The following is a 24774-nucleotide window of genomic DNA, read 5'->3' on the forward strand; positions in this document are numbered from 1 at the left end:
TGTCTTCCTTTACGGGTGCGGCAGATGCCGTGAGCCCAAGCGACCCTGTAATGAGGAGAGATGACACATGACCGAGATGCTTCTGACCCCGCGCCGCGGATCCACGCTCGCCGTTCTGACCGGGGCTTTCACCGCGCTGATCGTGGGGGCGGGCCTTGCCATGGGGCAGGCCGAGAGCCTCGACGCCGACGGTGACGGGATGGTCAGCTACGAAGAGGTCCTCGCCGCGATGCCGGAGATGACCGAAGAGGAATTCGCGGCGCTGGATGCCGATGGCGACGGCATGCTGAGCGCCGAGGAAATCGCGACGGCCGAAGAGGCTGGCCTGATCCCGGCGGGCTGATCGCCCGGGGGATCGGTCCGGGCGCGGGGCCCCGCAGACACCTCGTGCCCGGGCCGGCATCCGGGGAACGTCCCCAGTTACCCCGCGTCGGGACGGCGGGCCTTGTTCGTCCCGGCGCCGTTTCCCGGATGCGTTTTCGTCAGTCGCCGGTGAAGGGGTCGGCGATGGGCGCATAGCCCTCGATCCGGCCCCGGTTGGCGCCCCAGATCAGGTCGAGATAGGGCCCGTGCCCAAGGATCACGGAATCGAGCAGGGCCGCCCCGGCGGTTTCGGGGCTGGCCTCGGCCAACGGCATGATGGTGACGAAGGAGACGACGGCAGTGCCGCCCTCGATCTCGTAGCTGTGGAAGAAGGCGGCCATGTCGCCGGCCGCCGCGGCGCGGCCCCGATCCTCGAAGACGATGCCTTCGGACCCGAAACGCGCGACCAACTCGGCCTGCGTGGTTTCGCCGAACACCAGGCCGGGAACGGGGGCGGGCCTTGCGCCGCCCTCGTCATTCCAGATCTCGGCGTAATAGACCGCGCCCGTTTGCGCGTCGGCGGTGGCCGACATGGCGGTGCCGTCCTCAAACTGCCAGAGCGTGTAGGCGAAGGGGCCTTGCACTTCGCGGCCCGCGGGGTCGGGCAGGGTGCCGGGCAGCGGCGCGTTCAGGGCAACGCCGCCCATCTCTTGCGCGGCCAGCGGCAGGGCCAGCCCGAAGGCCAGCCCGGCGGCGAGGGATGCGGTGCGGATCACAGCCCGCGCGCGATGGCCGCGACGCCCGTGCGGGCCAGGCGGACATCGCCAAGCGGGCGCATCAACTCGCAAAAGGCATCGACCTTTTCCGGCGTGCCGGTGATCTCGAACACGAAGGACTCCAGCGTCGAGTCGACCACATTGGCGCGGAAGATCTCGGCGATGCGCAGCGCCTCGACCCGGTGTTCGCCCTTGGAGACGACCTTGATCAGCGCCAGTTCGCGGCTGACGAAGGCACCTTCGACGGTCAGGTCCGACACCTCGTGGACCGGCACCATGCGTTCGAGCTGCATGCGGATCTGCTGGATCACCTGCGGCGTGCCGCTGGTCACGATGGTGATGCGCGAGCGGTGCCCCTCGCGGTCGACTTCGGCGACGGTCAGGCTTTCGATGTTGTAGCCGCGCCCCGAGAACAGGCCGATGACCCGTGCCAGCACGCCTGCCTCGTTCTGCACCAGGACGGCGAGGGTGTGGGTTTCAACCTCGTCCGACATGTGGCTGCGGAGGTCGTAGGCGGAATGGCTGGTGGAGCCTTTTTCGATATTGAGCGGCGACATGAACCCGGGTCTCCCTTTGCGGTCCGCCCTGAATACACATGCCCCCGCCGGGATCAAGCGCGATCCCGGCGGGGGCGGTGATTGGTCCGTGATCCGAGGTGCGGATCAGGTATTGGCGCGTTCCGACTGAAGCCCGCGGAAGATCGCCCAGCACATCAGCAGCAGGACGACCGTGAAGGGCAGGCCGGTCGAGATCACCATGGATTGCAGCGAGGCAAGCCCCCCCGCCGAGAGCAGCAGCACGATGGCGACCGCGCCCTCGAAGGTGCACCAGAACACGCGCTGCGGCACCGGCGCGTCGATCTTGCCGCCCGCCGTGATCGTGTCGATGACCAGCGAGCCGGAATCCGACGAGGTGACGAAGAACACGATCACGAGAATGATCCCGACGAAGGAGGTGATCGAGGCCAGCGGCAGTGCTTCCAGCATGTAGAAGAGTTGCAGCGGCAGATCGGCCTCCTGGGCGGCGGTATAGCCATCCTGCACGACCTGCTGGATCGCGACGCCGCCGAAAACGGACATCCACAGCACGCAGACCAGCGAGGGGATCAGCAGGACGCAGATGATGAACTCGCGCACGCTGCGGCCCCGGCTGACACGGGCGATGAACATGCCGACGAAGGGCGACCAGGAGATCCACCACGCCCAGTAGAAGGACGTCCAGCCCTGCATGAAGTTGGTGTCTTCGCGCCCGACCGGGTTCGACAGTGCGGGCAGGTTGACGACATAGGCCCAGAGGTAATCGGCAAAGCCGGTCAGGATCGCGATGGTCGGTCCGGCCAGCAGCACGAAGAGCAGGAGCACGAAGGCCAGCCCCATGTTGATCTCGGAGAGGACCTTCACCCCGCCATCCAGGCCGCGCAGCACCGAGATCAGCGCCACGGCGGTGATCGCCGAGATCAGGATCACCTCGGTGGTGTTGCTGATCGGGACCCCGAACAGGTGGTTGAGACCGGCATTGGCCTGCGTCGCGCCAAAGCCGAGCGAAGTGGCAAGGCCGAAGAGCGTGGCAAATACCGCCAGCGTGTCGATGACATGGCCCCACCAGCCCCAGACGCGCTCACCCAGGATCGGGTAAAAGGCCGAGCGGATCGTCAGCGGCAGGCCCTTGTTGTAGCTGAACAGCGCCAGCGCCAGCGCCACGACGGCGTAGATCGCCCAGGGGTGCAGCGCCCAGTGGAAGATGGTCGCGGCCATGCCAAGGCGAATGGCGGCCTGTTCGTCGCCGGCTGCCGCGCCAAGCGGCGCCCAGTCGGTGCGCACGCCCCCCTCGGCGGCCGTGCCGCCCATCGAGGAGGAGAAATGGCTCATCGGTTCCGACACGCCGTAGAACATCAGGCCGATGCCCATGCCGGCGGCGAACAGCATCGCGAACCAGCCCGCATAGGTATAGTCGGGCCGGGCATCGACACCGCCCAGCCGGACCGATCCCAGCGGCGTGAAGATCAGCACGAGGCAGAAGATGACGAAGATGTTGGCCGCGCCGAGGAAGAACCAGTCGAAGCCCTGCGTCACTTGGGAAAAGAGCCAGGAAAACAGATCCCCGGACTGTTCCGGCAGCGCCAGCGTGTAAAACACGAAGGCCACGACCGAGAGGCCGGAGATCAGGAAGACCGGGTTGTGAATGTCGAAACCGAAGGGGCCGACGGTGCCTTCGATATTGTCCTGTCCGATATTGTAGTCGGTGGAGATCAGGTCCGCGTCGCCCTCGGGCGCGGGGATCCCCTGCATGTCCGTGTTTTCTTCTGTCATACGCGTTCCCTTTGATGTGGGCCGCCCGGCGCCGGGGTCCGGCTTGTGGGGGGCGGTCTTTCGTGGGGTCTTGGTTTTGGCGTCGCCGTTGCTCACGCGTCGTCGCGCACGATCATCACCGAGTGATGGCTCAGCGCCGCGAGATGCCCGCCATGGCTGCGCATGTCGAAGCGACGCGGGATGTGCGAGCCCATGACGATAAGATCGGCGCCAAGGTCTTCGCCCGTTTTCGCCAGCGTCTTGTCGAGATCGACCGACGGGTCATGCACCGTGACCGGGTCCGAGGCGACATCCTCGATGCGGCGCACCTCGGCCTGCGCGGCCGTGAACCGCGCCAGCTTTTCGGCGAACTCCTCGGGCGTGTGCGCGACCGAGCCCGGTTGCGGTGACGTGACGCCTACATAGGTCACGCGCGCGGCGTAGTGGCGCGCGAGGTCCGCAGCGACACTGAGTGCACGATCGAGCTTTTCGACATGGCCGAGATCGACCGGAACCATGATGTGTTTGAACACGTGTCCCTCCCGTTTTCGTTTTTCTTGCCGTTCGCCAACCCATGGGGCCGGGAAAGGTTCCAGCACAACATGTCGAGGGGCGACTTGAAAGGGTGAAAAACGACATTTTTAATGTCGCTTTCAGGCCATGAACCGGCGCATCCAGACGGCAAGGACGCTAAGGGTCGGGCGGCAAAGAAAAAGGCGGGCCGAACCGGACCCGCCTTCCAAACATGCTTTTTTTACGCTTTTAGACGAGAACGGCGCCGCCTTCCTGGATGACGCCCTGCGTCTCGGCCTCGCCCAGGAGCATCTCGTTATGGGCCTTGCCCGAGGGGATCATCGGGAAACAGTTCTCGTGTTTTTCGACCACGCAGTCGAAGATCACCGGCCCGTCATAGTCGAGCATTTCCATGATCGCGTCGTCCAGATCGGCCGGATCGCTACAGAGAATGCCCTTGCAGCCAAACGCCTCGGCCAGTTTCACGAAATCGGGCAGCGCCTCGGACCAGCTGTGCGAGTAGCGTTCGCCATGCAGCAGTTCCTGCCACTGGCGCACCATGCCCAGGCGCTCGTTGTTGAGGATGAACTGCTTGACCGGCGCGCGATACTGCACCGCGGTGCCCATTTCCTGCATGTTCATCAGCCACGAGCCTTCGCCGGCGACATTGATGACCAGCGCCTCGGGGTGGGCGATCTGCACCCCGATCGAGGCCGGCACGCCATAGCCCATGGTGCCAAGCCCGCCCGAGGTCATCCAGCGGTTCGGGTCCTCGAAGCCCAGGAACTGCGCGGCCCACATCTGGTGCTGGCCCACCTCGGTCGCGATGTAGCGGTCGCGCCCCTTGGTCAGCGCCTCAAGGCGTTCCAGCGCGTATTGCGGTTTGATGACCGTCTCCGAGTTGGTGTAGCGCAGGCATTTCACCGCGCGCCACTGGTCGATCTGCTCCCACCACTTGGCCAGCGCCTCGGACTGGGTCTTGCGCCCGCGCGCCTTCCAGATGCGCAGCATGTCTTCCAGCACATGCGCCACGTCGCCGATGATCGGGAAATCGGCGTGGATCACCTTGTTGATCGAGGACGGGTCGATATCGATATGCGCCTTGCGCGAGCCGGGGCTGAAATCGGCGATGCGGCCGGTGATGCGGTCGTCGAAGCGCGCGCCGATATTGATCATCAGGTCGCAGTCATGCATCGCGAGGTTGGCCTCGTAGAGACCGTGCATGCCAAGCATCCCCAGCCACTTGTCACCCGAGGCCGGGTAGCTGCCCAGACCCATCAGCGTCGAGGTGATCGGGAACCCCGTCGCCTCGACCAGTTCGCGCAACAACTGGCTGGCCTTGGGGCCGGAGTTGATGACGCCGCCGCCGGTGTAGAAGATCGGGCGCTCGGCCTGTTCCATCGCCTCGACCAGCGCTTCGATCATGGCGGTGTCGCCCTTCACGCGCGGCTGGTAGTGGCTTTTGACCTGCGGCTTCGAGGTGTAGGTGCCCGTGGCGAATTGCACGTCCTTGGGCAGGTCGACCAGAACCGGGCCGGGGCGGCCTTCGGTGGCGATGTGGAAGGCCTCGTGGATCGTGCCCGACAGCTTGTCGGTGTCCTTCACCAGCCAGTTCATCTTGGTGCAGGGGCGGGTGATGCCGACGGTGTCGGCCTCCTGAAAGGCGTCCGAGCCGATCATGAAGGTCGGCACCTGACCGGTCAGCACGACCAGCGGGATCGAATCCATCAGCGCATCGACAAGGCCCGTGACCGCGTTCGTCGCGCCGGGGCCGGAGGTCACCAGAACGACGCCGGGCTTGCCGGTCGAGCGGGCATAACCCTCGGCGGCATGCACCGCGCCCTGTTCGTGACGCACGAGGATGTGGCGGATCTCGTTTTGCTGGAAGATCTCGTCATAGATGGGGAGCACCGCGCCGCCCGGGTAGCCGAATACCGTATCGACACCCTGCTCCTTGAGGGCTTCGATCACCATCTTCGCGCCTGTCATCTGGCGTGTCATCGCGGATGTCCTTCCATTGCTAACTTACCGCTCTCTTCCATTGGCCCCTTGGCCTTGCGTTCCGGCATAAAAAAGCCCCCGGCGGGTGTCCGAGGGCGCATGGGGTTCCGATATGGCTGTCGTCACCGACCCATGCGCATCCGATCTACCACTACAAGAATAAGGTGAAGCATCTTCAGGCTCCTGTCCGAAACTGCGCGGGACACTAGGAAGGCGTCCTGTGGCCGTCAACCGAGAAAACGCCCGATCCGGCCATTTTTCTGAACAATATGTCGCATGGGCGCTCTCTCGCGAAACTTTCGGTCCGCGGTCCGCGCGCTGAGGTGATTTTGCGACTCTCGCGGCGCGGCGCGGGTGCACCCAACGGCAGACTCGCGCGGGCATGCCGTATCCGGGGTGCAACCAAAGGTTGACTGCCTGCAAAGCGGGCGATTTTGGTAAGGAAATTTTACAAAAATGTGGGGTTCGGATGCGGAAATGTGTTTTCTGCGCCCAATGCCTTCGCTAACGTGCCGGCATTCGAAGTAATAACCCGAGGTCCGAGGGGGGCCACGGGACATCCTAATGGGGAGGATACCTGAATGGATCGTCGTTCATTCCTGCGCACGTCGGCACTCGGCGGCGCGGCGGCAGCATCCGCAACGCTGGCAGCACCGGTCTACGCACAAGGCCGCCGCGAGCTGACGCTCGTGACGTCCGTGCCGGACGGGTTCGCCATCTTCGACGACGCGGCCCAGATGGCCGTGGATTACATCGCCGAGATGACGGACGGCCAGCTGACCATCAACAAGAACCCGGCCGGCAGCCTCGTCGGCGCGTTCGAAGTGTTCGACGCCGTGTCGTCGGGCCAGGCCGACCTGTATCACTCGGCCGAATATTACTTCCTGAACCAGCACCCTGCTTTCGCCTTCTTCACCTCCGTGCCCTTCGGCATGACGTCGCAGGAGATGGCCAACTGGTATTACCGCCGCGGCGGTCAGGACCTGCACGACAACCTGTCGTCGCTGTTCAACCTCAAACCGTTCATGTGCGGCATGACCGCAATGCAGCCCGGCGGCTGGTTCAACACCGAGATCAACTCGGCGGACGACCTGCAGGGCCTGCGCTTCCGCATGCCGGGCCAGGGTGGCCAGGTGCTCGGTCGTCTCGGCGCATCGGTGCAGAACATCCCCGGCGGCGAAATCTACCAGGCCCTGTCCTCGGGTCAGATCGACGGCGCGGAATGGATCGGCCCCTACGCGGACGAGCGCATGGGCTTCCAGGAAGTCACCACCAACTACTACACCTCGGGCTTCCACGAGCCGGGCTCGGCCCTTGCCCTCGTGTTCAACCTCGAGGTCTGGGAATCGCTGACGCCGCAGCAGCAGAAGATCGTCGAGATTGCCACCACGGCCACCCACGCGCAGAACACCGCGCTGTCGCTGGCCGAAAACGGTGCCGCTCTGGCCCGTCTGCAGGCCGCCGGCGTGCAGGTGCGCGAATTCCCCGACGACGTCTGGGATGCCTTCGGTCGCGCCTCGGCCGAGGTTCGTGAAGAGAACATGGGCGATCCGATCTACGCGGAAATCGCCAACAGCTACTTCGCGTCCCTCGAAGAATCGGCCAACTGGTTCGAAATCGGCGATGGCGAGTACATGCGCCAGCGTAACCGCGTGAACGCGGCCTGATCCGAACCTGACGCTTCGTCCCGCCCGGGCCGCACTGGCGCCGGGCGGGATAGTTGCTTGCGACCAATCCGAGTGTCGACGCTGCCCGGGGCAGGGCGCGTCCGGGGGACCACCGCATGATCGACTTCATCCTGTGGGTGCTACAGAATATCGCTCTGGCGCCGTATCACCTGTTTCTCGCCATCACCAATCCCGCTGCATGGCTAGACTGGAGCAACCCGGAATCGCTGGTGCGGTTCATCTATTACGGTGGCTCGGTCGAGTTCTTCTTCGTCGTTTTCACAACCTTCCTCGTGATCACCGCGCTTGGCATGGCCTGGAAGCGCGAGATCCTCTGGGCCTGTGTGCGCGGGCTGGAATGGTTCGCCAACGGCATCGGGCGCATCGTGTCCTGGTCCGGCCTTCTGATGGTCTTGCAGCAGGTCATGATCGTGTTCCTGCAACGGATCTTCCGGGTGGCCGAGATCCAGCTCGGGCCGCTTGGCACCGCTTTCGTGCAGGATCTCAGCTGGTGGGGCGAAGAACTGAAGCTTTACAACGCGTTGGTCGTGACGCTCTGCGTGAGCTACACCTTCGTTCAGGGTGGCCATGTTCGGGTCGACCTCGTCTATTCGGCGGTCAAGTTCCGCACCAAGCGCATGATCGACATGGTCGGCAGCATCATCTTCATGATGCCCGCCATCGTTCTGACTTACCTGTACGCCTGGTTCTTCATGTGGCGGCACCTTGTCGTGCCGAACCCGTCGGCCTCGGCCGAACTGGACCGGATGCTGATGCAGGCGCGCGTCCTGCGCTGGAATGTCGAAACCATCGGCTTCAGCCCGAACGGGTTCAACGCCTACTTCCTGTTCAAGATCCTGCTCGTGGCCTACTGCGTGCTGGTCTTCCTGCATGCCATGTCCTTCTTCTGGCGCTCCTACCTCGAATGGCTCGAGGGTGAGGAGAGCGAGGGCAAATACCTCGACCGTGACGTCATGGGGGACGAGGCCGAGGACCTTGAACACGCCATTCACTCGGGTTCGACCTGATCCGACATCATAAGACGCGGGCGCCAAGCCCGCGCAGCTAAGGGGACATCAGAGAGATGCTTTTCGGTTTGGATGGGGTCGAGATCGGTCTGATCATCGTCTTCCTGACTCTCTTCGCGGGGATCATGACGGGCTTCCCGGTGGCATTCGCCATCGGCGGCGCCGGCGTCATTTCCTTCGGCATCATCGCAGCCCTCGACTCCGCAGGGCTGCTGATCCACCAGGCCATCGACACCGGATCGGCGGAGTATTCGGCCCTCGTGGCCGAGGGGGTGGCCCGAGATGCCATATCCGTCTTCCGATACCCGGACTTGCCAAGGATCGAGGAACACCTGTTCCCCGGCGGCTGGGAACAGGCGATGGACCGCAACATCTCGTTCATCGTGAACCGCATGAACGAGCGCGTGATCGCGGGCCAGTCCATCGAGACGCTGCTGGCGGTTCTGATGTTCGTGATGATGGGCATCACGCTGGAACGCTCGAAGATCGCCGAGGACCTGCTGACCACCATGGCGCGCGTTTTCGGCCCGCTTCCGGGCGGCCTGGCCGTGTCCATCGTGCTGGTGGGCGCGTTCCTTGCCGCCTCGACCGGGATCGTCGGCGCAACCGTGGTGACCATGGGCCTGCTGGCCCTGCCGACCATGCTGCGCAACAACTACTCGCCCGAGCTTGCCACGGGTGTGATCGCGGCCTCGGGGACGCTGGGGCAGATCATCCCGCCCTCGATCGTGATCGTTCTCCTGGGCACGCTGGTCGGTGACCTTTACGCCACCGGTCAGGAAATCCGCGCCCAGCTTGCGGGCTGTTCCGACGCGCTGACCTACCTTGGGGAGCCTGCGGTTCTGTCGGTCGGCACGCTGTTCCAGGCCGCGCTTTTGCCGGGCCTGTTCCTTGCCTTCCTCTACGGCGCCTATGCCTTCGGCTTCGCCCTGTTCCGCCCGGCCAGCGCGCCGCCGGTCCAGTTCGCCGCCAGCTCCGGTGAGCCGGTGACGCGCAACGAAGCGTTGACCTGGTATCTCTACGCGCCGGTGGGGCTGATCCTTGCCGTCGTCCTCGCGGCCTCGGCCGGGATCGTCGGCAGCCAGAGCGTGATCGTCTCGGATTATGCCGAGCAGGATCGCAACAACACGCTGCGCACGAATGTCTCGGAACAGTGCCAGATGGCGATGATCGAGCTGCACGGCCAAGAGGCGTGGGACGAGGCCGTCGCCGCACGCGAGGCCAGCGCCGCCGCCGGGACGAGCGATGGCCCGGTCGAACTGACCGAGGAAGAACTGGTCGAGGCCCGCGCCGCGGCGCTGGAAAACGCGCCGCCGATCGGGTCGGGCGTGGCCACGATCTTCATCCTGCTGGCGCTTGTGCTGATCATCGCCCGCGGCGTCTCGCCCTCGTCCAGCCCGACGCCGCTGCTGGTGGGCGGTGCCGGGGTGGTGCTTGCGCTCATGGCCGATATCGCCTTCATCGGGCCACTGACCGGGGCGGGGGCGACCTTCCTGATCCTCGCCATCCCGACGATCCTGACGCTCTACGGCTGCCGTATCGCGATGGGGCGGCTGGGGCAGAACGAGCTTCTGCGCGTGGTCTTCCCGCCGCTGGTGCTGATCGTGGCGGTGCTTGGCTCCATCCTGGGCGGCATCACCAACCCGACGCCGGCTGCGGCGCTTGGGGCGGCTGGCGCCATCATGCTGGCGGCCTACCGCAAGCTGAAGGAAGAGGACGGGTGGTCCAAGCTGATCATCTGGGCCTCCTTCGCGCTGGTCATCATGATCCTGATCGGGGTCAATTTCGACCTGCGCATCACGCGCGAGACTGTCCCGTTCGAGGATTGGTTGGCTTACATCATCGCGCAGGGTGCCTATCACTTCGCCTTCTTCGGCCTGCTCTACGCCTGCTGGGTCCTGTTCCGGATGAACATCCTGGGCCCGGTGGTGCGCGAGACGGCGAAGGTGACGTCGATGGTCTTCACCATCCTGATCGGCTCGCAGCTTCTGAACCTCGTGCTGATCTCCTTCGGGGGGGAGCATTACATCCAGCAGTTCCTGCGCGCCTTCGACAATGAATGGGCGGTGTTCCTGCTGGTGATGCTGATCCTGTTCATCCTCGGCTTCGTGCTCGACTTCCTCGAGATCATCTACATCGTGATCCCGATCGTCGGCCCCGTCATCTACGGGGGCACGCTCGATCCGAAATGGGTGACGATCATGATCGCGGTGAACCTGCAGACGTCGTTCCTGACGCCGCCGTTCGGCTTCGCACTGTTCTACCTGCGGGGCGTGGCGCCGAAATCGGTGACCACCGGGCATATCTACCGCGGCGTGATCCCCTTCGTGGGCATCCAGGTTCTGGGTCTGGTCCTGCTGTGGTTGTTCCCGGGAATCGTGACGATCATCCCGGACCTGCTGCCGTAACCGGCATTGCGCCGAGTGAAATCAAGAAGGGGGCCGCGCGGCCCCCTTTTTCGTGTCGCGGATCCGTCGGGGTTGGCGTGTCAGTCCTCGCCGCGCAGGTCGGGCAGGTTGATCTGCGCCACCTGCTGCGCGATCGGGTCGATCGACAGGGGATGCGTCTGGTTGGAATAGTCTTCCGGGTCGCCAAGCGGTTGCCAGCCGCCGTCGACATAGACCTCCAGCCCCGAGAACAGGGCCTTGTAGCCCATCTTGGCCGACCCGGGCACCCAGTAGCCGAGATAAACAAAGGGCAGTCCGACCTCGCGGGCAAGCGCCACGTGGTCGAGGATCACGTAAGTGCCGAGCGAGTCCTTCATCCGGTCGGGATCGAAGAAGGAATAGACCAGGCTCAACCCGTCATCGAGGATATCGGTGAGGCACACGGCGATCAGGGCATCGTCCGTACTGTCGCGGTATTCCACGACCCGCGTCTTGACCGGCGTTTCCTCGATCATGGCGGCGAATTCGAACACGTCCATATCCGCCATGCCGCCATCGGCATGGCGCGCATCCAGGTAGCGCCGGAAGAGCGCGTATTGCTCCTCGGTCGCCCAGGCCGAGCGCGCGGTGCGCTCGATCGTGACGTTGCGCCGGGTCACCCGGCGCTGGCCGCGCGATGGCTCGAACTCCGACACCTTGATCCGGGCCGACAGGCAAGCTGCGCAGTCAGTGCAGGACGGGCGGTAAAGGACATTCTGCGACCGGCGAAAGCCCTGCTTGGACAGCGCATTGTTCAGCGTCTCGGCCTGGTCGCCCTGCAACGCGGTAAACAGCTTCCGCTCGCGCCGCCCGTCGAGATACGGGCAGCTTTGCGGAGCCGTCACATAGAATTGCGGCGCTATGGGCAGAGTGTGGCGCATACCGTCCTAGAAAATGATCCCCGCGCCAAACTGCAACAGGGGCGTGGCGCGGGGCAACAGTTTTTCTAGGAAATGGATTTGCGCCTTACTGCGGCCGGTTGAGCGCCGCAGTCCCGAGGATCAGGTCGTGCAGCCCTTGGTGACGTTGCGACAGCGCGATCGCGCCGACCGAGACAAGTTGCAGGATCATCGAGGCCGAGAGGAACAGGTAGAGGCCCGTATGGGCCGCGGCCTCCCCCGTGCTGAGCACATGGCCCGTCCGTCCGCGCAGTTGCAGGTTCATCAATCGCATGCCGAGGGTGGCGGACCATGTCGCCACCGATCCCCAGCGATAAAGAAACGCGACGGTCACATAGACGACTGGCCAGATCCAGAGCAGCGCCGTGAGGGTGATGACGCCCAGAACCAGGGTGATCAGCGTCACGATCAGCACGTCGATGACCCAGGCGAACAGGCGTTTCGCCGGGACGCCGTCGTAATAGGCATGGTCATAGTCGGGGTCGGGCAGGGCGGAGTTGTAGGTCATGGCATGGGACATGGCGGGTCCAGGCAGATTCGAAAAGAGGGGGAAACCGAATATGCCGCGCCCCCTCGGGAACATCCGGGACAGAGGGGGCGCGGCGGGGCCGGGCAGGGGAAGGGCCCGACCGGGGGGATGGCTGATCAGGCCTCGACGCTGTCGTCGGTCTTGGCCGTCTTGGCGCGCTCGTCCATGAACTCGTCGAACTCGGCCTTGTCCTTGGCGTCGCGCAGGCGCTGCAGGAAGGATTCGAAGGCCTCCTGCTCTTCCTCGAGGCGGCGCAGCGTGTCGGCCTTGTAGGCGTCGAAGGCGCTGTTGCCCGAGCTTTTGAACGCGTGGCGCGTCATGGCGTGGCGGCGGGATTTGCAGGATGCGTTGAACATGCGTTTGCTCCAGATCATGTAGGCAAGAAGGGCGAGTCCGATGGGCCAGAAGAGGATGAACCCAAGCACCATGGCGGCGATCCAGGCGCCCTTTCCGCGGGCGTCCAGCCACTCTTCGGCGCGGGAAAACCAGCCCTTCGCCTCTTGCGCCATGGGGCTGGCGGCCGGGGCGGGGGCGTTGGGTGCAGGTGCGGTCATGTGAAGTCTCCCGTTTCGATGGCAAATGTTAATGTTAATCACATTTACAAATGTGGGGGATGCAGGCTTTCCTCGCAAGGGGAGAAAGTTAATCTTTTTCACATATCGCGTATCGCGTTGAAATTATGTAGAGTTTTTTGAAATCCCGGCGGTCGTCCGGCCAAAAGAAAACCCTGCCGAAGCAGGGTTCAAAGTGGTCGTGTCTTACGAGGGTGTCCGCAGCCCGGTGCCTAAGACGTGAGGTGCACCAATATTCCTGTTGTCGACACCGGGCTCAACTTGCGGACAAGTCTTGGGATGTCAAAGGTGAGTGTGCCACATTTTCGCAACAGGTCAAGAAAAACCTTTATTTGTGGCTTTTCAGGTGCTTCGCCCCCGTTTCTCGAAGCGTGGCAGCATCGCGGAGAAGTCGCGGCCCGCGCCATCCTCCGACTCGACGAATTGCGCGTAGAGCGCCGAGGCCAGCGCCCCCATGGGCGTGTCGGCATCGGCGGCCTCGGCAGCCGACTGGCTCAGGCGCAGGTCCTTCAGCATCAGGTCGGCGGCAAAGCCGGGATTGTAGTCGTTGTCCGCCGGGCTGGTGGGGCCGACGCCGGGGGCAGGGCAGTAGGTGTTCATCGACCAGCTTTGCCCCGAGGAGGTCGAGACCACGTCGAACATCGCCTGCCGGTCGAGGCCCAGCTTGTCGGCCAGTGCAAAGGCCTCGCAGGTGGCGATCATTGTCACGCCCAGGATCATGTTGTTGCAGATCTTGGCGGCTTGTCCGTTACCCGCCGGCCCGCAATGGACGGCTTTCTGCCCCATCACGTCGAAAAGCGGCTTGGCGGTGGCAAAGGCCGCATCCTCGCCCCCCACCATGAAGGTCAGCGTGCCCGCGGCAGCCCCGCCAACCCCGCCCGAGACCGGCGCGTCGAGGAACCCAAGCCCCTTTTCGGCGGCCATCGCCGCCGCGTCGCGGGCCGAGGCCACGTCAACCGTTGAGCAATCGAGCAGGATCGCGCCCGGCTCCATCGCGGGCAGAACCTCCTCGGCGACGGCGCGCAGGATGGTTCCGTTGGGCAGCATGGTGATGACCACCTCGGCCCCTTTCGCCGCCTCGGCGGCGCTGGCGGCCATGCTCACGCCGCCGGGGGCAGGGGCCGCAAGGTCGAACCCCGTCACCTCATGCCCCGCCGCGACGAGGTTCGCCGCCATGGGGGCGCCCATGTTGCCCAGTCCGATGAATCCGATCTTCATGCCTCTCCCTCCCATTTCGGCGTATTCGCCGGTCGTGTCAGAGTTTCAACCCCTCGCCCCCGAGCGGCAGCAGCATGCGCGAGACCTCGGCCGGGCCGGGTGCCTCCGGTGCATCGTGCTTCCATGTCGGGGTGCGGTCCTTGTCGATGATCGCGGCGCGGATGCCTTCGAGGAAATCGCCGTCCTCCATCGCGCGGTAGGTGTAGCGGTATTCCTGCTCCAGCGCGGCCTCGATCGAGTCGCGCAGCCGCACGCGGTGGATGATCTCGACCGCGCAGGCCATGGCCAGCGGCGAATTGCGCCCGATGGCCTTCATCGCCTTGTCGCGCACGGCCCCGTCATGGTGGTTCAGATCCACGAGGATATCGCGCAGGGTCTCGCCCGAAAACAGCCGGTCGATCTGGGCCTGTGCCTCTTTCAGCGGGCTGTCCGGGGCGGTCTCGGCGGCGCGGTCCACCGCCTCCCAATCGCCGATCTCGCACAGCTCCGCGATCAGGTCGGGCCAGCGGTCGCGCGGGATGTAGTAGTCGGCAAACTCGGCATGGATCGCGTCGCCCGGTCCCATCCGGTCGCAGGTCACGCCGAGGTATTCGCCCAGCCGCCCCGGCGCGCGGGCCAGCAAAAGCGAGCCCCCCACATCGGGGATCAGGCCGATCCCGGCCTCGGGCATGGCGATCTGGCTGCTCTCGCAGACCACCCGGTGCGACCCGTGACAGCCGACGCCGACCCCGCCGCCCATCGTGAAGCCCTGCATCAGGCTGATCACGGGCTTGGGGAAATTGAACAGCTTGGCGTTCATCCGGTACTCGTCGGCCCAGAAGCGACGTCCATAGGCGAAATCGCCCGCCGTGCCGGTGGCATACAGCTCCGCGATATCGCCGCCTGCGCAGAACGCCTTGTCGCCCGCGGCGTCGATCACCAGCAGCGCGACAGCGTCATCGCCGGTCCATTCATCCAGCGCGGCCTCGATCCGCAGGCACATGTCCCAGCTCAGCGCGTTCAGCGCGTCGGGCCGATTGAGGGTGATGCGCCCCGCGCGGCCCACGATCCGGATGTCGATGTCGTCACTCATCGTCACGATCACCCCTTTCCTCACTCTTCACAGATGCCCAGCGACGGTCCGCCGAGGCGCGCCCGAAACTCAGCCGCGCTCGGCCAGCATCTGGCGCGCCACGATCAGGCGCATGATCTCGTTGGTGCCTTCCAGGATCTGGTGCACCCGCAAATCGCGGACGATCTTCTCGATCCCGTAATCGGCAAGATAGCCGTAGCCGCCATGCAGTTGCAGGCATTGATCGGCGACGCGGCTGCCCACCTCGGTGACGTGTTTCTTGGCCATGGCGCAGAACTTGGTGGCGTCGGGGTGGTTTTCGTCCAGCTTCCACGCCGCCTGCCGCAGGAAGGTGCGCGCGGCCTGCAACTCGATCTCCATCTCGGCCAGCCGGAACTGCAAGGCCTGGAACTGGTCGATGGGTTTGCCGAAGGCCTTGCGCTCGCCCATATAGGTCAGCGTCGCGTCCAGCGCCGCCTGCGCGGCCCCCAGCGAACAGGCCGCGATGTTCAGCCGCCCGCCATCCAGCCCCGCCATGGCATAGCGAAAGCCCTTGCCTTCCTCGCCCAGCAGGTTCCCGGCGGGCACCTTGCAATCGTCGAACTGCACCTGCCGCGTGGGTTGGCTGCGCCAGCCCATCTTGTCCTCCAGCCCGCCGAAGGACAGCCCCTCGGCCCCGTCATCGACGATGATCGACGAGATGCCGCGCGGCCCGTCCTCGCCGGTGCGGGCCATGACGATATAGGCATCCGAATAGCCGCCGCCCGAGATGAAGGCCTTGGTGCCGTTCATCACGTAGCCCTCGTTCGTGCGCTCGGCGCGCGTCTTCAGCGCCGCCGCGTCCGAGCCCGAGCCCGGTTCGGTCAGGCAGTAGGAGAAGAACGTCTCCATCGTCAGCGCGCGGGGCAGGTAGCGGTCGCGCAACTCCGCGCTGGCGTAATTGTCCAGCATCTTGGCGCACATGTTGTGGATCGACAAAAATGCCGCGACCGAGGCGCAGGACTGGCTGAGCGCCTCGAACACCAGCGTGGCGTCCAGCCGGCTGAGGCCCGAACCGCCATTCTCTTCCGAGACGTAGAGGCCGCCGAAGCCAAGCTCGGCCAGCTTGGGCCACAGGTCTTTCGGGATCGTCCCCTCGCGTTCCCAGGCCTGCGCATGGGGCGCGATCTCGGCCTCGCCAAAGGCCGTGGCCATGTCGAAAATGGCTTCTTGTTCCTCGCTGAGTGCGAAATCCATGGCAGACCCTCCCTTACCGTCCATGCGTATAATTGAACGCTCGTTTAATTACCGACTGTTGCAGGAGTTTTGCAAGCGCTGCTTGGTGCCCTACAGATCGGCGTGAAATTCCTCGATCAGGTGGGCGACCACGTCGCGCATGGCCGCGTCATGGTCCTTTCCGGCGGTGCGCGCCCCGGCATAGACGCCACGCTGCCGTTCGGACGAGGTGCCGCCTTCGATGATCTCGCGCAGGCGTAACAGGTCGGGCAGGCAGCCCAAGGCCTCGGCATCCTCGGTCAGGATCTCGATCACCTCGTCGATCAGCTCGCCGACGGGCGTGATCTTGCCACGGCCGAAATCGATCAACCCTTCGGTCACTCCGTAGCGTTGTGCACGCCAGCGGTTCTCGTTCACCAGGAACCGGTCATAGACCCGCCAGCGCAGATTCTGGTGCCGCAGTCGCACCAGCATCCGCGTCAGGCATTGGGTCAGGGCAGCCAGCGCCAGCGTGTGTTCCAGCCGCGGTCCGACATCGCAGATGCGCGTCTCCAGCGTCGGGAAGCGGTGGGACGGGCGCAGATCCCACCAGATCTTGGTCGTGTCCTCGATCAGGCCCAGCTCGATCAGCGTGCCCGTGGCGCGTTCATACTCGGCCCAGGAGTGGAAGACGGGCGGCAGGCCCGTCCGGGGCAGGTTGTCGAACACCGTCAGCCGGTAGGAGGCGAGCCCCGTATCCACCCCCTGCCAGTAGGGCGAGGAGGCCGACAGCGCCAGCAGATGCGGCAGGAAATAGGTCAGCTGCCGCATCAGGTCGAGGCGCATTTCGTCATCGGGGACGCCCACATGCACATGCATGCCGCAGATCAGCATGCGCCGCACGACCCCGCCCAGATCCTGCGCCAACTGGTTGTAGCGGTCCTTGTCGGTGTGGTGCTGCACCTTCCAGTCGGCGAAGGGATGGCAGGACACGGCAATGGGCGCGAGGCCGAACTCTCCCGCGCAGGCGGCCACGGTGCTGCGCAGGTGTTTCAGGTCCGAGCGCGCCGCGTCGATATCGGCGCAGACGGTCGTGCCGATCTCGATCTGGCATTGCAGGAATTCCGGGCTGACCTGGCCCTCCAGCTTGCTGGAGCAGGCCTCCATCAGGGCCTCGGGCGCCTCGGCGAGGTTGCCCGTCTCCTTGTCCACGAGAAGGTATTCCTCCTCGATGCCCAGCGTGTAGGCGTCCTCGGTCATCGCGGCCCCTCTCGTCTCCCAAGCACGGCGCAGGGATCAGGAAACAGGCTGCGCGCGGGCTTGCCAAGGGAAAAGGCGACGCGGGGGTAGGGTTTCCCGCAATGGCGGCGCAGGGCGGCGGGGCGTATCTTTTTTCCATCGCCGCATGGGTCGGGCCGTTTCTTTCCTCCCCGTTTCCCCGACGCGCCCGGCCCGTGCCGCGATCTCTCTTCCCTGTCCCAAGCCGCCCCGGTTTTTCGCGAGAAATCCTCGGGGCGCGCCGATTTTTGTCTGCCCATGGCGAGGCCGGCGCGGCGGCGGGTCGGGATTTCCGCCATCCCGCCCGTGCCGCGCTTCGCTTAGCTTGAGGTCAAGACGACCGCTCTTTCTGCCAAAGGACCAGGGCCATGTTCATCCGCTCCGTCCTCGCCATCGCCGTTATCGCCGGTCTCTTTACCGGGTTCGCGGCCGAAGCTGCCGGTTTGGACGACCCGCGCGGCAACGGCCTGACCGCGCAAATCGACGGGTTTGCCAGCGAAGGCGGTCTGGGCAGCACGCGCTGATTGCCTCTCCCTCGTTTCCCTCTCCCCCTGGCCGCCCCCTTGTTCGGGGCGGCTTTTTTCATGCCATGCGACCAGCGAGGTCGCTCAGGGTCATTTCCGGAAGGCCGAGCAGGGAAAAGGCCATCATCTCGTCCTGCTGCACCAGAACGGTCGGACCATCGAGCCCCTCCCAACTGCGCAGGACCATGCGCGCCATCGCGTAAGGCACAGGGCCGGGCGCGAAATAGAGCAGCATGGAGGGCGCGAGGCCACGCATGAATTCCCCGACCTTCCGGGCCTGCAGGGCAATGAGCTTGGGGAAGTCTTCCTCGATTTCGGTCACTTTCGAAAGGTCCACGAAATGCTTCTGACCCGGCGTGGCCAAAGGATCGCGCGCGAACTTGCCGAAAACGGCAAAGCTTTCGTCCAGCGCCGCGCGACCTGAATAGCGCACGTAAACCAGGTTGTATTCGGGCAGCACCCTGTAATCGACCGGCATTGACGGCATTCCCCGTTGATCCGTCGATTTGTCTAGCCGTTCGAGAGAGATGCCGGAAGACGAAATGAAAAACGCCCCCGCACCTGTGGCACGGGGGCGTCGTCCGCGGGTGAGCGGTCAGGCCTCAGTCCATGGCCTTGAAGTTGAACGCGGCCCCGTCCTTGATGCCCGAGAACCAGCGCGCCGTGACGGTCTTGGTCTTGGTATAGAAGCGGAAGGCATCGGGACCGTACTGGTTCAGGTCGCCGAAGGCCGATTTCTTCCAGCCGCCGAAGGTGTGGTAGCTGAGCGGCACCGGGATCGGGAAGTTGATGCCGACCATGCCCACGTTGACCCGGTGGGCGAAATCGCGCGCCGTGTCGCCATCGGCGGTGAAGATCGCCGTGCCGTTGCCATAGGGGTTGTCCATGGTCAGCTTCAGCGCCTCTTCATAGCTGTCGGCGCGCACCTGGCTCAGGACCGGGCCGAAGATCTCTTCCTTGTAGATCTCCATGTCGGGGGTGACATTGTCGAAGAAGCTGGGGCCGACGAAATAGCCGTTCTCGTAGCCCTGCAATTCGAACCCGCGCCCGTCCACGACCAGTTCTGCGCCCTGGTCCACGCCGCTGTCGATCAGCCCGAGGATGCGATCCTTGGCCTGCGCGGTGATGACGGGGCCGTAATCCACGTCGTCGCCGGCGGTGTAGGGGCCGACCTTCAGCTTCTCGATGCGCGGGATCAGCTTCTCGCGCAGCGTGTCGGCGGTTTCCTTGCCCACCGGCACCGCGACCGAGATCGCCATGCAGCGTTCGCCCGCCGCGCCAAAGCCTGCGCCCACCAGCGCGTCGGCGGCCTTGTCCATGTCGGCGTCGGGCATGATGATCATGTGGTTCTTGGCGCCGCCGAAGCACTGCGCCCGCTTGCCGTTATTGGCGGCGCGACCGTAGATGTACTGCGCAATCGGGGTCGAGCCGACGAAGCCAACGGCCTGCACGGTCTCGTTGTCGAGGATCGCGTCGACGCTTTCCTTGTCGCCGTTGACGACCTGCAACACGCCATCGGGCAGACCGGCCTCTTTCAGCAGTTCGGCCAGCCGCAGCGAGGTCGAGGGGCACCGCTCGGACGGTTTCAGGATCATCGCGTTGCCGCAGGTCAGCGCCGGGGCCATCTTCCACAGCGGGATCATCGCGGGGAAGTTGAAGGGCGTGATGCCCGCCACGACACCAAGGGGCTGGCGCATCGAGTAAAGGTCGATGCCGGGGCCGCCATCGTCGGTGAATTCGCCTTTCAGAAGGGCGGGGCCGCCCATGCAGACCTCGACCACCTCAAGCCCGCGCTGCACGTCGCCGCGCCCGTCGGGCAGGGTCTTGCCGTGCTCGCGGCTGACCAGCTCGCCCAGCTCGTCCATGTGTTCGTTGATCAGTGCGCCGAATTTCATCATCACCCGCGCGCGGCGCTGCGGGTTGGTCGCGGCCCAGCCCTTCTGCGCCTCGGCGGCGGCGGCGACGGCGGCGTCCAGTTCCGCGGTCGTGGCCAGCGCCACCTTGCCCTGCACCTCGCCGGTGGCGGGGTTCATCACATCCGCCGTGCGGCCCGACGTGCCGGCAACGTGCTGGCCGTTGATCCAATGTCCGATCTCTTGCATCTCATCCTCCCTGGGAATGTGGCTCGCGTCTCTCGGGGCGCAGTCTAGTCTTGCAAAGACGCGGGCAAAACAGAAAGGTTGCCAAAGTCGTTTTGCGAGAATGCAAGGATAGGCCGTGCGAAACTGGGATGATCTGCGCGTTTTCCTCGCCACGGCGCGGGCCGAAAGCCTGACCGGGGCCGGGCGTGACCTGAGAATGGACCCGGCCACGGTCGGTCGCCGCGTCGCGCGGCTGGAGGAGGGGCTTGGCGCCACGCTGTTCGCCAAGTCGCCACAGGGCTACGCGCTGACCGAGGCCGGGCAGAAGCTGATGACCCATGCCGAGGCCGCCGAGGCCGCGCTGCGCGCCGGAACGGGCGAGGCCAGCGGCGCGGGGGAGGGGCTGTCCGGCACCATCCGCATCGGCGCGCCGGACGGGTGCGCCAATTACCTGCTGCCCCAGGTCTGCGCCCGGATCGCCGAGGCGCATCCCGCGCTCGATATCCAGATCCTCGCCCTGCCGCGCGTCGTGAACCTGTCGCGTCGCGAGGCCGATCTCGCCATCGCCGTCTCGCGGCCCAAGACCGACCGGCTGCGGGCCGAGGCCTTGTCGGAGTATCGCCTGTCGCTCGCCGCCTCGGACGATTGGATCGCGCGGCACGGCGCCCCGACCAGCCCCGCAGACCTCAAGGGCGCGCGCATGATCGGCTATATCCCCGACATGATCTTCGACGCCGAACTGGACTACCTGTCGGCGCTCGGGGTCGCGCATGTGCCGCTGGCCTCGAATTCCATCTCGGTGCAGCTGAACCTTGCCCGCGCCGGGGCGGGCTTGGCCGTGGTGCATGATTTCGCGCTGCCTTTCGCGCCGGAACTGCGCCGCGTCCTGCCTGGCGAGGTGGCGCTGACCCGCACCTTCTGGCTGGTCAGCCATGCCGGGCCGCGTGACGCGCGGCTCGACCGGGTCGCGCGGCTGTTGCGCGACGGGATGCGCGCGGAACTGGCCCGCCTGGAGGCGGCCGTCGCCTGATTGTCGGGCAACCGTCCTTATTTCTTGACAGAATGTCGCACTCCGCGCGAGGCTCAACCTTAGGGAGAGGGCCGCCGGCGCCATTCAAGGGAGGAGACGCGCATGCTCGTGCAACAGATACTCAAGGCGAAATCCGATGACGGGGTGGTGACGCTGCCGCCCGGCTCCTCGGTTGCTGCCGCCGCCAAACTGCTGGCGACCCGGCGGATCGGGGCGGTCGTCGTCTCGCCCGACGGCAAGCAGGTCAAGGGCATCGTGTCGGAACGCGACATCGTCCGCGAGCTTAGCCAGAAGGGCGCGAAATGCATGGCGGAAACCGTCGATGCCATGATGACCCGCGACATCGTGCATTGCGGCCTGGCCGATGCCTCGGACGCCGTGCTGGTACGCATGACCCAGGGGCGGTTCCGCCACATGCCGGTGATCGAGGCGGGCGAGATGGTCGGCCTGATCTCCATCGGCGACGTGGTCAAGGCGCAGCTCCAGAAGCTGGAAATGGAGAAGGACGCGCTGGAAGGCATGATCAAGGGCTTCTGAGGCCAGCAGAATTTTCGCCAAAATTCTGCGGCGGGACGCCAGCCATGCGCGCGGCTCCGGCGGCGCTCGGTCGTCGATGCCGCGCCTTTTCGGGTTGCATCCCGCGGCGCAATAATGTTGCGTCGGCCCCGGAAAAGGGAGACGGGGAAGCCAGCCGATGCGCACAGGTCTATATCCGGGGACATTCGACCCGATCACGCTGGGTCATGTCGATATCATCAAGCGCGCCTGCAAACTGGTGGACAAGCTGGTGATCGGCGTCGCGATCAATCGTGACAAGGGGCCGCTGTTCGACCTCGAAGAACGCGTCGCCATGGTCGAGGCCGAATGCGCCAAGCTTTCGGCCAAGACCGGGACCGAGATCGTCGCCCACCCGTTCGAGAACCTGTTGATCGATTGCGCCCGCGATGTCGGGGCCGATATCATCATTCGGGGTCTGCGCGCGGTTGCGGATTTCGAATACGAGTTCCAGATGGTGGGGATGAACCGCTTTCTCGACTCCGATATCGTGACCGTCTTCCTGATGGCCGAGGCCGATCGCCAGCCGATCGCCTCGAAGCTGGTCAAGGAGATCGCGCGCCTCGGCGGCGACGTGAGCCACTTCGTTCCACCCGCGGTCGAGGCCGCGCTGAAAGAGAAATTCGCCTGAGGCCGCGCGCCCGGGCTTTCGCATACCAGAGGACACCACATGGCCGAGATCAAGGATCCCGAGAACACCATCCTGATGGAGCTGAAGGACGGCACCGTCACCATCGAGCTTTTGCCCGACATCGCGCCCCAGCATGTCGCGCGGATGAAGGAACTGGCCCGCGAAGGCGCCTATGATGGCGTGATCTTCCACCGCGTGATCGAGGGCTTCATGGCCCAGACCGGCGACGTGGAGCATGGGCAGGCCGAGGGCGGCAACATCCGCCGCGCAGGCACCGGCGGCTCGGACAAGCCCGACCTTCCGGCAGAGTTCTCGCGCATCCCGCATGATCGCGGCACGCTCGGGGCCGCGCGCTCGCAGAACCCGAACTCGGCCAACAGCCAGTTCTTCATCAACTTCAAGGACAATCATTTCCTGAACGGCCAATACACCGTCTATGGCCGTGTCATCGCAGGGATGGAGCATGTCGACGCCATCACGCGCGGCGAGCCGCCCGCGAACCCCGACAAGATGATCAGCGTCAAGGTGGCGGCCGATGCGTAAGCTCCTCGCCGCGCTTTGCTGCCTTGCAGCCACCCCAGCGCTGGCCACGGGGCTGGAGATCGACGTCGAAGGCGACGCCAGCGGCACCATCGTCATTGACCTGTTTGAAGAGGTCGCGCCCGAGCATGTCGCGCGTATCGTGACGCTGGCCGAGGAAGGTGCTTATGACGACGTGGTGTTCCACCGCGTGATCGACGGGTTCATGGCCCAGACCGGCGACGTGGAGTTTGGCCGTATGGGCATGGATATGCGCTATGCCGGTCGGGGCGGGTCGGACTATCCCGACCTGAACGCCGAGTTCTCGGACATCCCCTACGAGCGCGGCATCGTCGGCATGGCCCGCGCCCAAAGCCCCAACAGCGCCAATTCGCAATTCTTCATCATGTTCGAGCCGGCCCCGCCGCTTGACGGGAACTACACCGTCGTGGGGCAGGTCGTGGACGGCATGGACGTGGTCGACGCGATCAAGCGCGGCCGGGGCCGCAACGGTGCAGTGATCGGTCAGCCCGACCGCATGGTCGCCTTGCGCGTGCTGGAGGAAGATCCTGTCGCCCCGCCGCCCGAGGATGACGGGGGCGAAGCCGACGAAGGCTGATCTGACGCGCAACCACAAGCGCGTGAGGGGGGCTGTTGCGGCCCCCTTTTTCTTGTCAACCTGACGTTGCGTTACCGCGCAGGGAGGTTGGCCGTGTTTCTACGCACATTCATCGCAATCGTGGGCGCAAGCGTGGCCCTGACCGGCATGGCCATCGGCCAGTCCACGGCACTCGACCGGGGGCAATGGCCCAATACCGATTTCGACAACGCCATTGTCGACCTGTCCGAAATCCGCTCGGGCGGCGTGCCGCGCGACGGGATCCCGGCGCTGGACGACCCCGCGATGATCCCCGCACAGGCCGAGGATCGCCTCGGCGACGCGGAACCCGTCCTGACCCTTGCCCTCGGGGATGCAACGCCCCGCGCCTACCCGCTGCGCTACCTGACCTGGCACGAGATCGTGAATGACGAGGTCGCGGGCCAGCCCGTGGCCGTCACCTTCTGCCCGCTCTGCAACACCGCCCTTGTCTTTGACCGGCGGGTCGCGGGGCGCACGCTCAGCTTCGGCGTTTCGGGCAACCTGCGGTTCTCCGACATGGTGATGTATGACCGCGAGACCGAAAGCTGGTGGCAACAGGCGGTTGGCCGCGCCATCGTGGGCGAGATGGCGGGAACGGAGCTGACCGCGCTGCCTGCATGGGTGGAAAGCTGGGACAGTTTCCGCACAGCGCATCCCGATGGCCTGGTGATGGACGAACCCGACGCCCGCCGCCCCTATGGCCGCAACCCCTATGTCGGCTATGACACCAGCGCGCGGCCCTTCCTCTATGATGGTGAGGATCCGCCCCATGGCATCGACCCTTTGGCGCGAGTCCTGCGGGTGGGCGACCGCGCCTGGCCCCTCCAGCGGCTGTCCGACGCCGGCGTGCTGACCGAGGCGGGGGTGAGCATCACCTGGCAGGCCGGCACCGCCTCGGCCCTCGACACCGCCCGCATCTCCGAGGGGCGCGATATCGGCCAGATCCGCGTGCGGGATGCCTCGGGCATGGACGTGGTGCACGACGTCCTGTTCGCCTTTGCCTTCCATGCGTTCTGGCCGGACGGGGAATGGATGCTCGGCGCAGAGTGAT

The 24774-nt window shown here is 65.2% G+C and carries 25 protein-coding genes; 11 read left to right on the forward strand and 14 right to left on the reverse strand.

What is annotated here, in order from left to right:
- Positions 1-67 precede the first annotated feature (67 nt).
- Entirely contained in the window at positions 68-343 is a 276-nt protein-coding gene (locus ABD923_RS04775) for an EF-hand domain-containing protein (RefSeq protein WP_259546387.1), read from the forward strand.
- Between the two features lie 139 nt (positions 344-482).
- On the opposite strand, the gene ABD923_RS04780 is transcribed toward ABD923_RS04775, so the two are convergent.
- The 5 genes from ABD923_RS04780 to ABD923_RS04800 all read right to left on the reverse strand — a co-directional run bounded on the left by ABD923_RS04780 (position 483) and on the right by ABD923_RS04800 (position 5881).
- Positions 483-1079 carry a hypothetical protein gene (locus tag ABD923_RS04780; RefSeq protein ID WP_259546386.1) on the reverse strand — a complete coding sequence of 199 codons (597 nt, stop codon included), beginning with the start codon at positions 1077-1079 and terminating at the stop codon, positions 483-485.
- On the reverse strand, positions 1076-1636 hold the full coding sequence (gene ilvN, locus ABD923_RS04785; RefSeq protein ID WP_259546385.1) for an acetolactate synthase small subunit: 561 nt from the start codon (positions 1634-1636) through the stop codon (positions 1076-1078). The genes ABD923_RS04780 and ilvN overlap by 4 nt, the downstream gene beginning before the upstream one ends.
- Before the next feature lie 105 nt (positions 1637-1741).
- Positions 1742-3388 carry a BCCT family transporter gene (locus tag ABD923_RS04790; RefSeq protein ID WP_259546384.1) on the reverse strand — a complete coding sequence of 549 codons (1647 nt, stop codon included), beginning with the start codon at positions 3386-3388 and terminating at the stop codon, positions 1742-1744.
- Between the two features lie 92 nt (positions 3389-3480).
- Positions 3481-3900, reverse strand: coding sequence for a universal stress protein (locus tag ABD923_RS04795; RefSeq protein ID WP_259546383.1), 420 nt, complete (start codon positions 3898-3900; stop codon positions 3481-3483).
- A gap of 229 nt (positions 3901-4129) precedes the next feature.
- Positions 4130-5881, reverse strand: coding sequence for an acetolactate synthase 3 large subunit (locus ABD923_RS04800; RefSeq protein WP_259546382.1), 1752 nt, complete (start codon positions 5879-5881; stop codon positions 4130-4132).
- A 581-nt stretch (positions 5882-6462) separates the two neighbouring features.
- On the opposite strand from ABD923_RS04800, the gene ABD923_RS04805 reads away from it, so the two are divergent.
- The 3 genes from ABD923_RS04805 (at position 6463) to ABD923_RS04815 (ending at position 10984) form a co-directional block, all read left to right on the forward strand.
- Entirely contained in the window at positions 6463-7548 is a 1086-nt protein-coding gene (locus ABD923_RS04805; RefSeq protein ID WP_259546380.1) for a TRAP transporter substrate-binding protein, read from the forward strand.
- Positions 7549-7664: 116 nt separating this feature from the next.
- Positions 7665-8576 carry a TRAP transporter small permease subunit gene (locus ABD923_RS04810; RefSeq protein WP_259546379.1) on the forward strand — a complete coding sequence of 304 codons (912 nt, stop codon included), beginning with the start codon at positions 7665-7667 and terminating at the stop codon, positions 8574-8576.
- A gap of 56 nt (positions 8577-8632) precedes the next feature.
- Positions 8633-10984, forward strand: a complete 2352-nt coding sequence (locus ABD923_RS04815) for a TRAP transporter large permease (RefSeq protein WP_259546378.1) — start codon at positions 8633-8635, stop codon at positions 10982-10984.
- An 80-nt stretch (positions 10985-11064) separates the two neighbouring features.
- Here ABD923_RS04815 and ABD923_RS04820 read toward each other — a convergent pair whose 3' ends face one another.
- The 7 genes from ABD923_RS04820 to ABD923_RS04850 form a co-directional block, all read right to left on the reverse strand.
- Positions 11065-11883: an arginyltransferase gene (locus ABD923_RS04820; protein ID WP_259546377.1), complete on the reverse strand. Its 819-nt coding sequence runs from the start codon at positions 11881-11883 to the stop codon at positions 11065-11067.
- A gap of 85 nt (positions 11884-11968) precedes the next feature.
- Entirely contained in the window at positions 11969-12409 is a 441-nt protein-coding gene (locus tag ABD923_RS04825) for an RDD family protein (RefSeq protein WP_259546376.1), read from the reverse strand.
- A 137-nt stretch (positions 12410-12546) separates the two neighbouring features.
- A complete protein-coding gene (locus tag ABD923_RS04830) occupies positions 12547-12984 on the reverse strand; it encodes a DUF2852 domain-containing protein (protein ID WP_259546375.1) in 438 nt (145 codons plus the stop codon).
- Positions 12985-13344: 360 nt separating this feature from the next.
- A complete protein-coding gene (mmsB, locus tag ABD923_RS04835; RefSeq protein ID WP_259546374.1) occupies positions 13345-14220 on the reverse strand; it encodes a 3-hydroxyisobutyrate dehydrogenase in 876 nt (291 codons plus the stop codon).
- 37 nt (positions 14221-14257) lie between these two features.
- A complete protein-coding gene (locus ABD923_RS04840) occupies positions 14258-15292 on the reverse strand; it encodes an enoyl-CoA hydratase/isomerase family protein (protein WP_259546373.1) in 1035 nt (344 codons plus the stop codon).
- A gap of 69 nt (positions 15293-15361) precedes the next feature.
- Complete coding sequence (locus tag ABD923_RS04845; RefSeq protein WP_259546372.1) at positions 15362-16507, reverse strand: acyl-CoA dehydrogenase family protein; 1146 nt, start codon at positions 16505-16507, stop codon at positions 15362-15364.
- A 90-nt stretch (positions 16508-16597) separates the two neighbouring features.
- Complete coding sequence (locus ABD923_RS04850; protein ID WP_259546371.1) at positions 16598-17725, reverse strand: carboxylate-amine ligase; 1128 nt, start codon at positions 17723-17725, stop codon at positions 16598-16600.
- 386 nt (positions 17726-18111) lie between these two features.
- Between ABD923_RS04850 and ABD923_RS04855 the strand changes: the two genes are divergently transcribed.
- On the forward strand, positions 18112-18267 hold the full coding sequence (locus ABD923_RS04855) for a hypothetical protein (RefSeq protein ID WP_259546370.1): 156 nt from the start codon (positions 18112-18114) through the stop codon (positions 18265-18267).
- Positions 18268-18325: 58 nt separating this feature from the next.
- On the opposite strand, the gene ABD923_RS04860 is transcribed toward ABD923_RS04855, so the two are convergent.
- Together ABD923_RS04860 and ABD923_RS04865 are read right to left on the reverse strand one after the other, a co-directional pair.
- Entirely contained in the window at positions 18326-18745 is a 420-nt protein-coding gene (locus ABD923_RS04860; protein ID WP_345229428.1) for a hypothetical protein, read from the reverse strand.
- A gap of 124 nt (positions 18746-18869) precedes the next feature.
- Positions 18870-20369, reverse strand: coding sequence for a CoA-acylating methylmalonate-semialdehyde dehydrogenase (locus ABD923_RS04865; protein ID WP_259546368.1), 1500 nt, complete (start codon positions 20367-20369; stop codon positions 18870-18872).
- Positions 20370-20484: 115 nt separating this feature from the next.
- On the opposite strand from ABD923_RS04865, the gene ABD923_RS04870 reads away from it, so the two are divergent.
- The 6 genes from ABD923_RS04870 (at position 20485) to ABD923_RS04895 (ending at position 24773) form a co-directional block, all read left to right on the forward strand.
- On the forward strand, positions 20485-21378 hold the full coding sequence (locus ABD923_RS04870; RefSeq protein ID WP_259546367.1) for a LysR family transcriptional regulator: 894 nt from the start codon (positions 20485-20487) through the stop codon (positions 21376-21378).
- A 102-nt stretch (positions 21379-21480) separates the two neighbouring features.
- Positions 21481-21915, forward strand: a complete 435-nt coding sequence (locus ABD923_RS04875) for a CBS domain-containing protein (RefSeq protein WP_259546366.1) — start codon at positions 21481-21483, stop codon at positions 21913-21915.
- 157 nt (positions 21916-22072) lie between these two features.
- Positions 22073-22564 (forward strand): pantetheine-phosphate adenylyltransferase, encoded by a 492-nt coding sequence (coaD, locus tag ABD923_RS04880; protein ID WP_259546365.1) that lies wholly within the window; start codon positions 22073-22075, stop codon positions 22562-22564.
- Between the two features lie 39 nt (positions 22565-22603).
- Complete coding sequence (locus tag ABD923_RS04885) at positions 22604-23107, forward strand: peptidylprolyl isomerase (RefSeq protein ID WP_259546364.1); 504 nt, start codon at positions 22604-22606, stop codon at positions 23105-23107.
- Entirely contained in the window at positions 23100-23702 is a 603-nt protein-coding gene (locus ABD923_RS04890) for a peptidylprolyl isomerase (RefSeq protein ID WP_259546362.1), read from the forward strand. The genes ABD923_RS04885 and ABD923_RS04890 overlap by 8 nt, the downstream gene beginning before the upstream one ends.
- A gap of 147 nt (positions 23703-23849) precedes the next feature.
- Positions 23850-24773: a DUF3179 domain-containing protein gene (locus ABD923_RS04895; RefSeq protein ID WP_259547416.1), complete on the forward strand. Its 924-nt coding sequence runs from the start codon at positions 23850-23852 to the stop codon at positions 24771-24773.
- Position 24774: the final 1 nt, after the last annotated feature.

This window comes from [Roseibacterium] beibuensis (genome assembly GCF_039542305.1).
GTDB lineage: Bacteria > Pseudomonadota > Alphaproteobacteria > Rhodobacterales > Rhodobacteraceae > Roseibacterium > Roseibacterium beibuensis.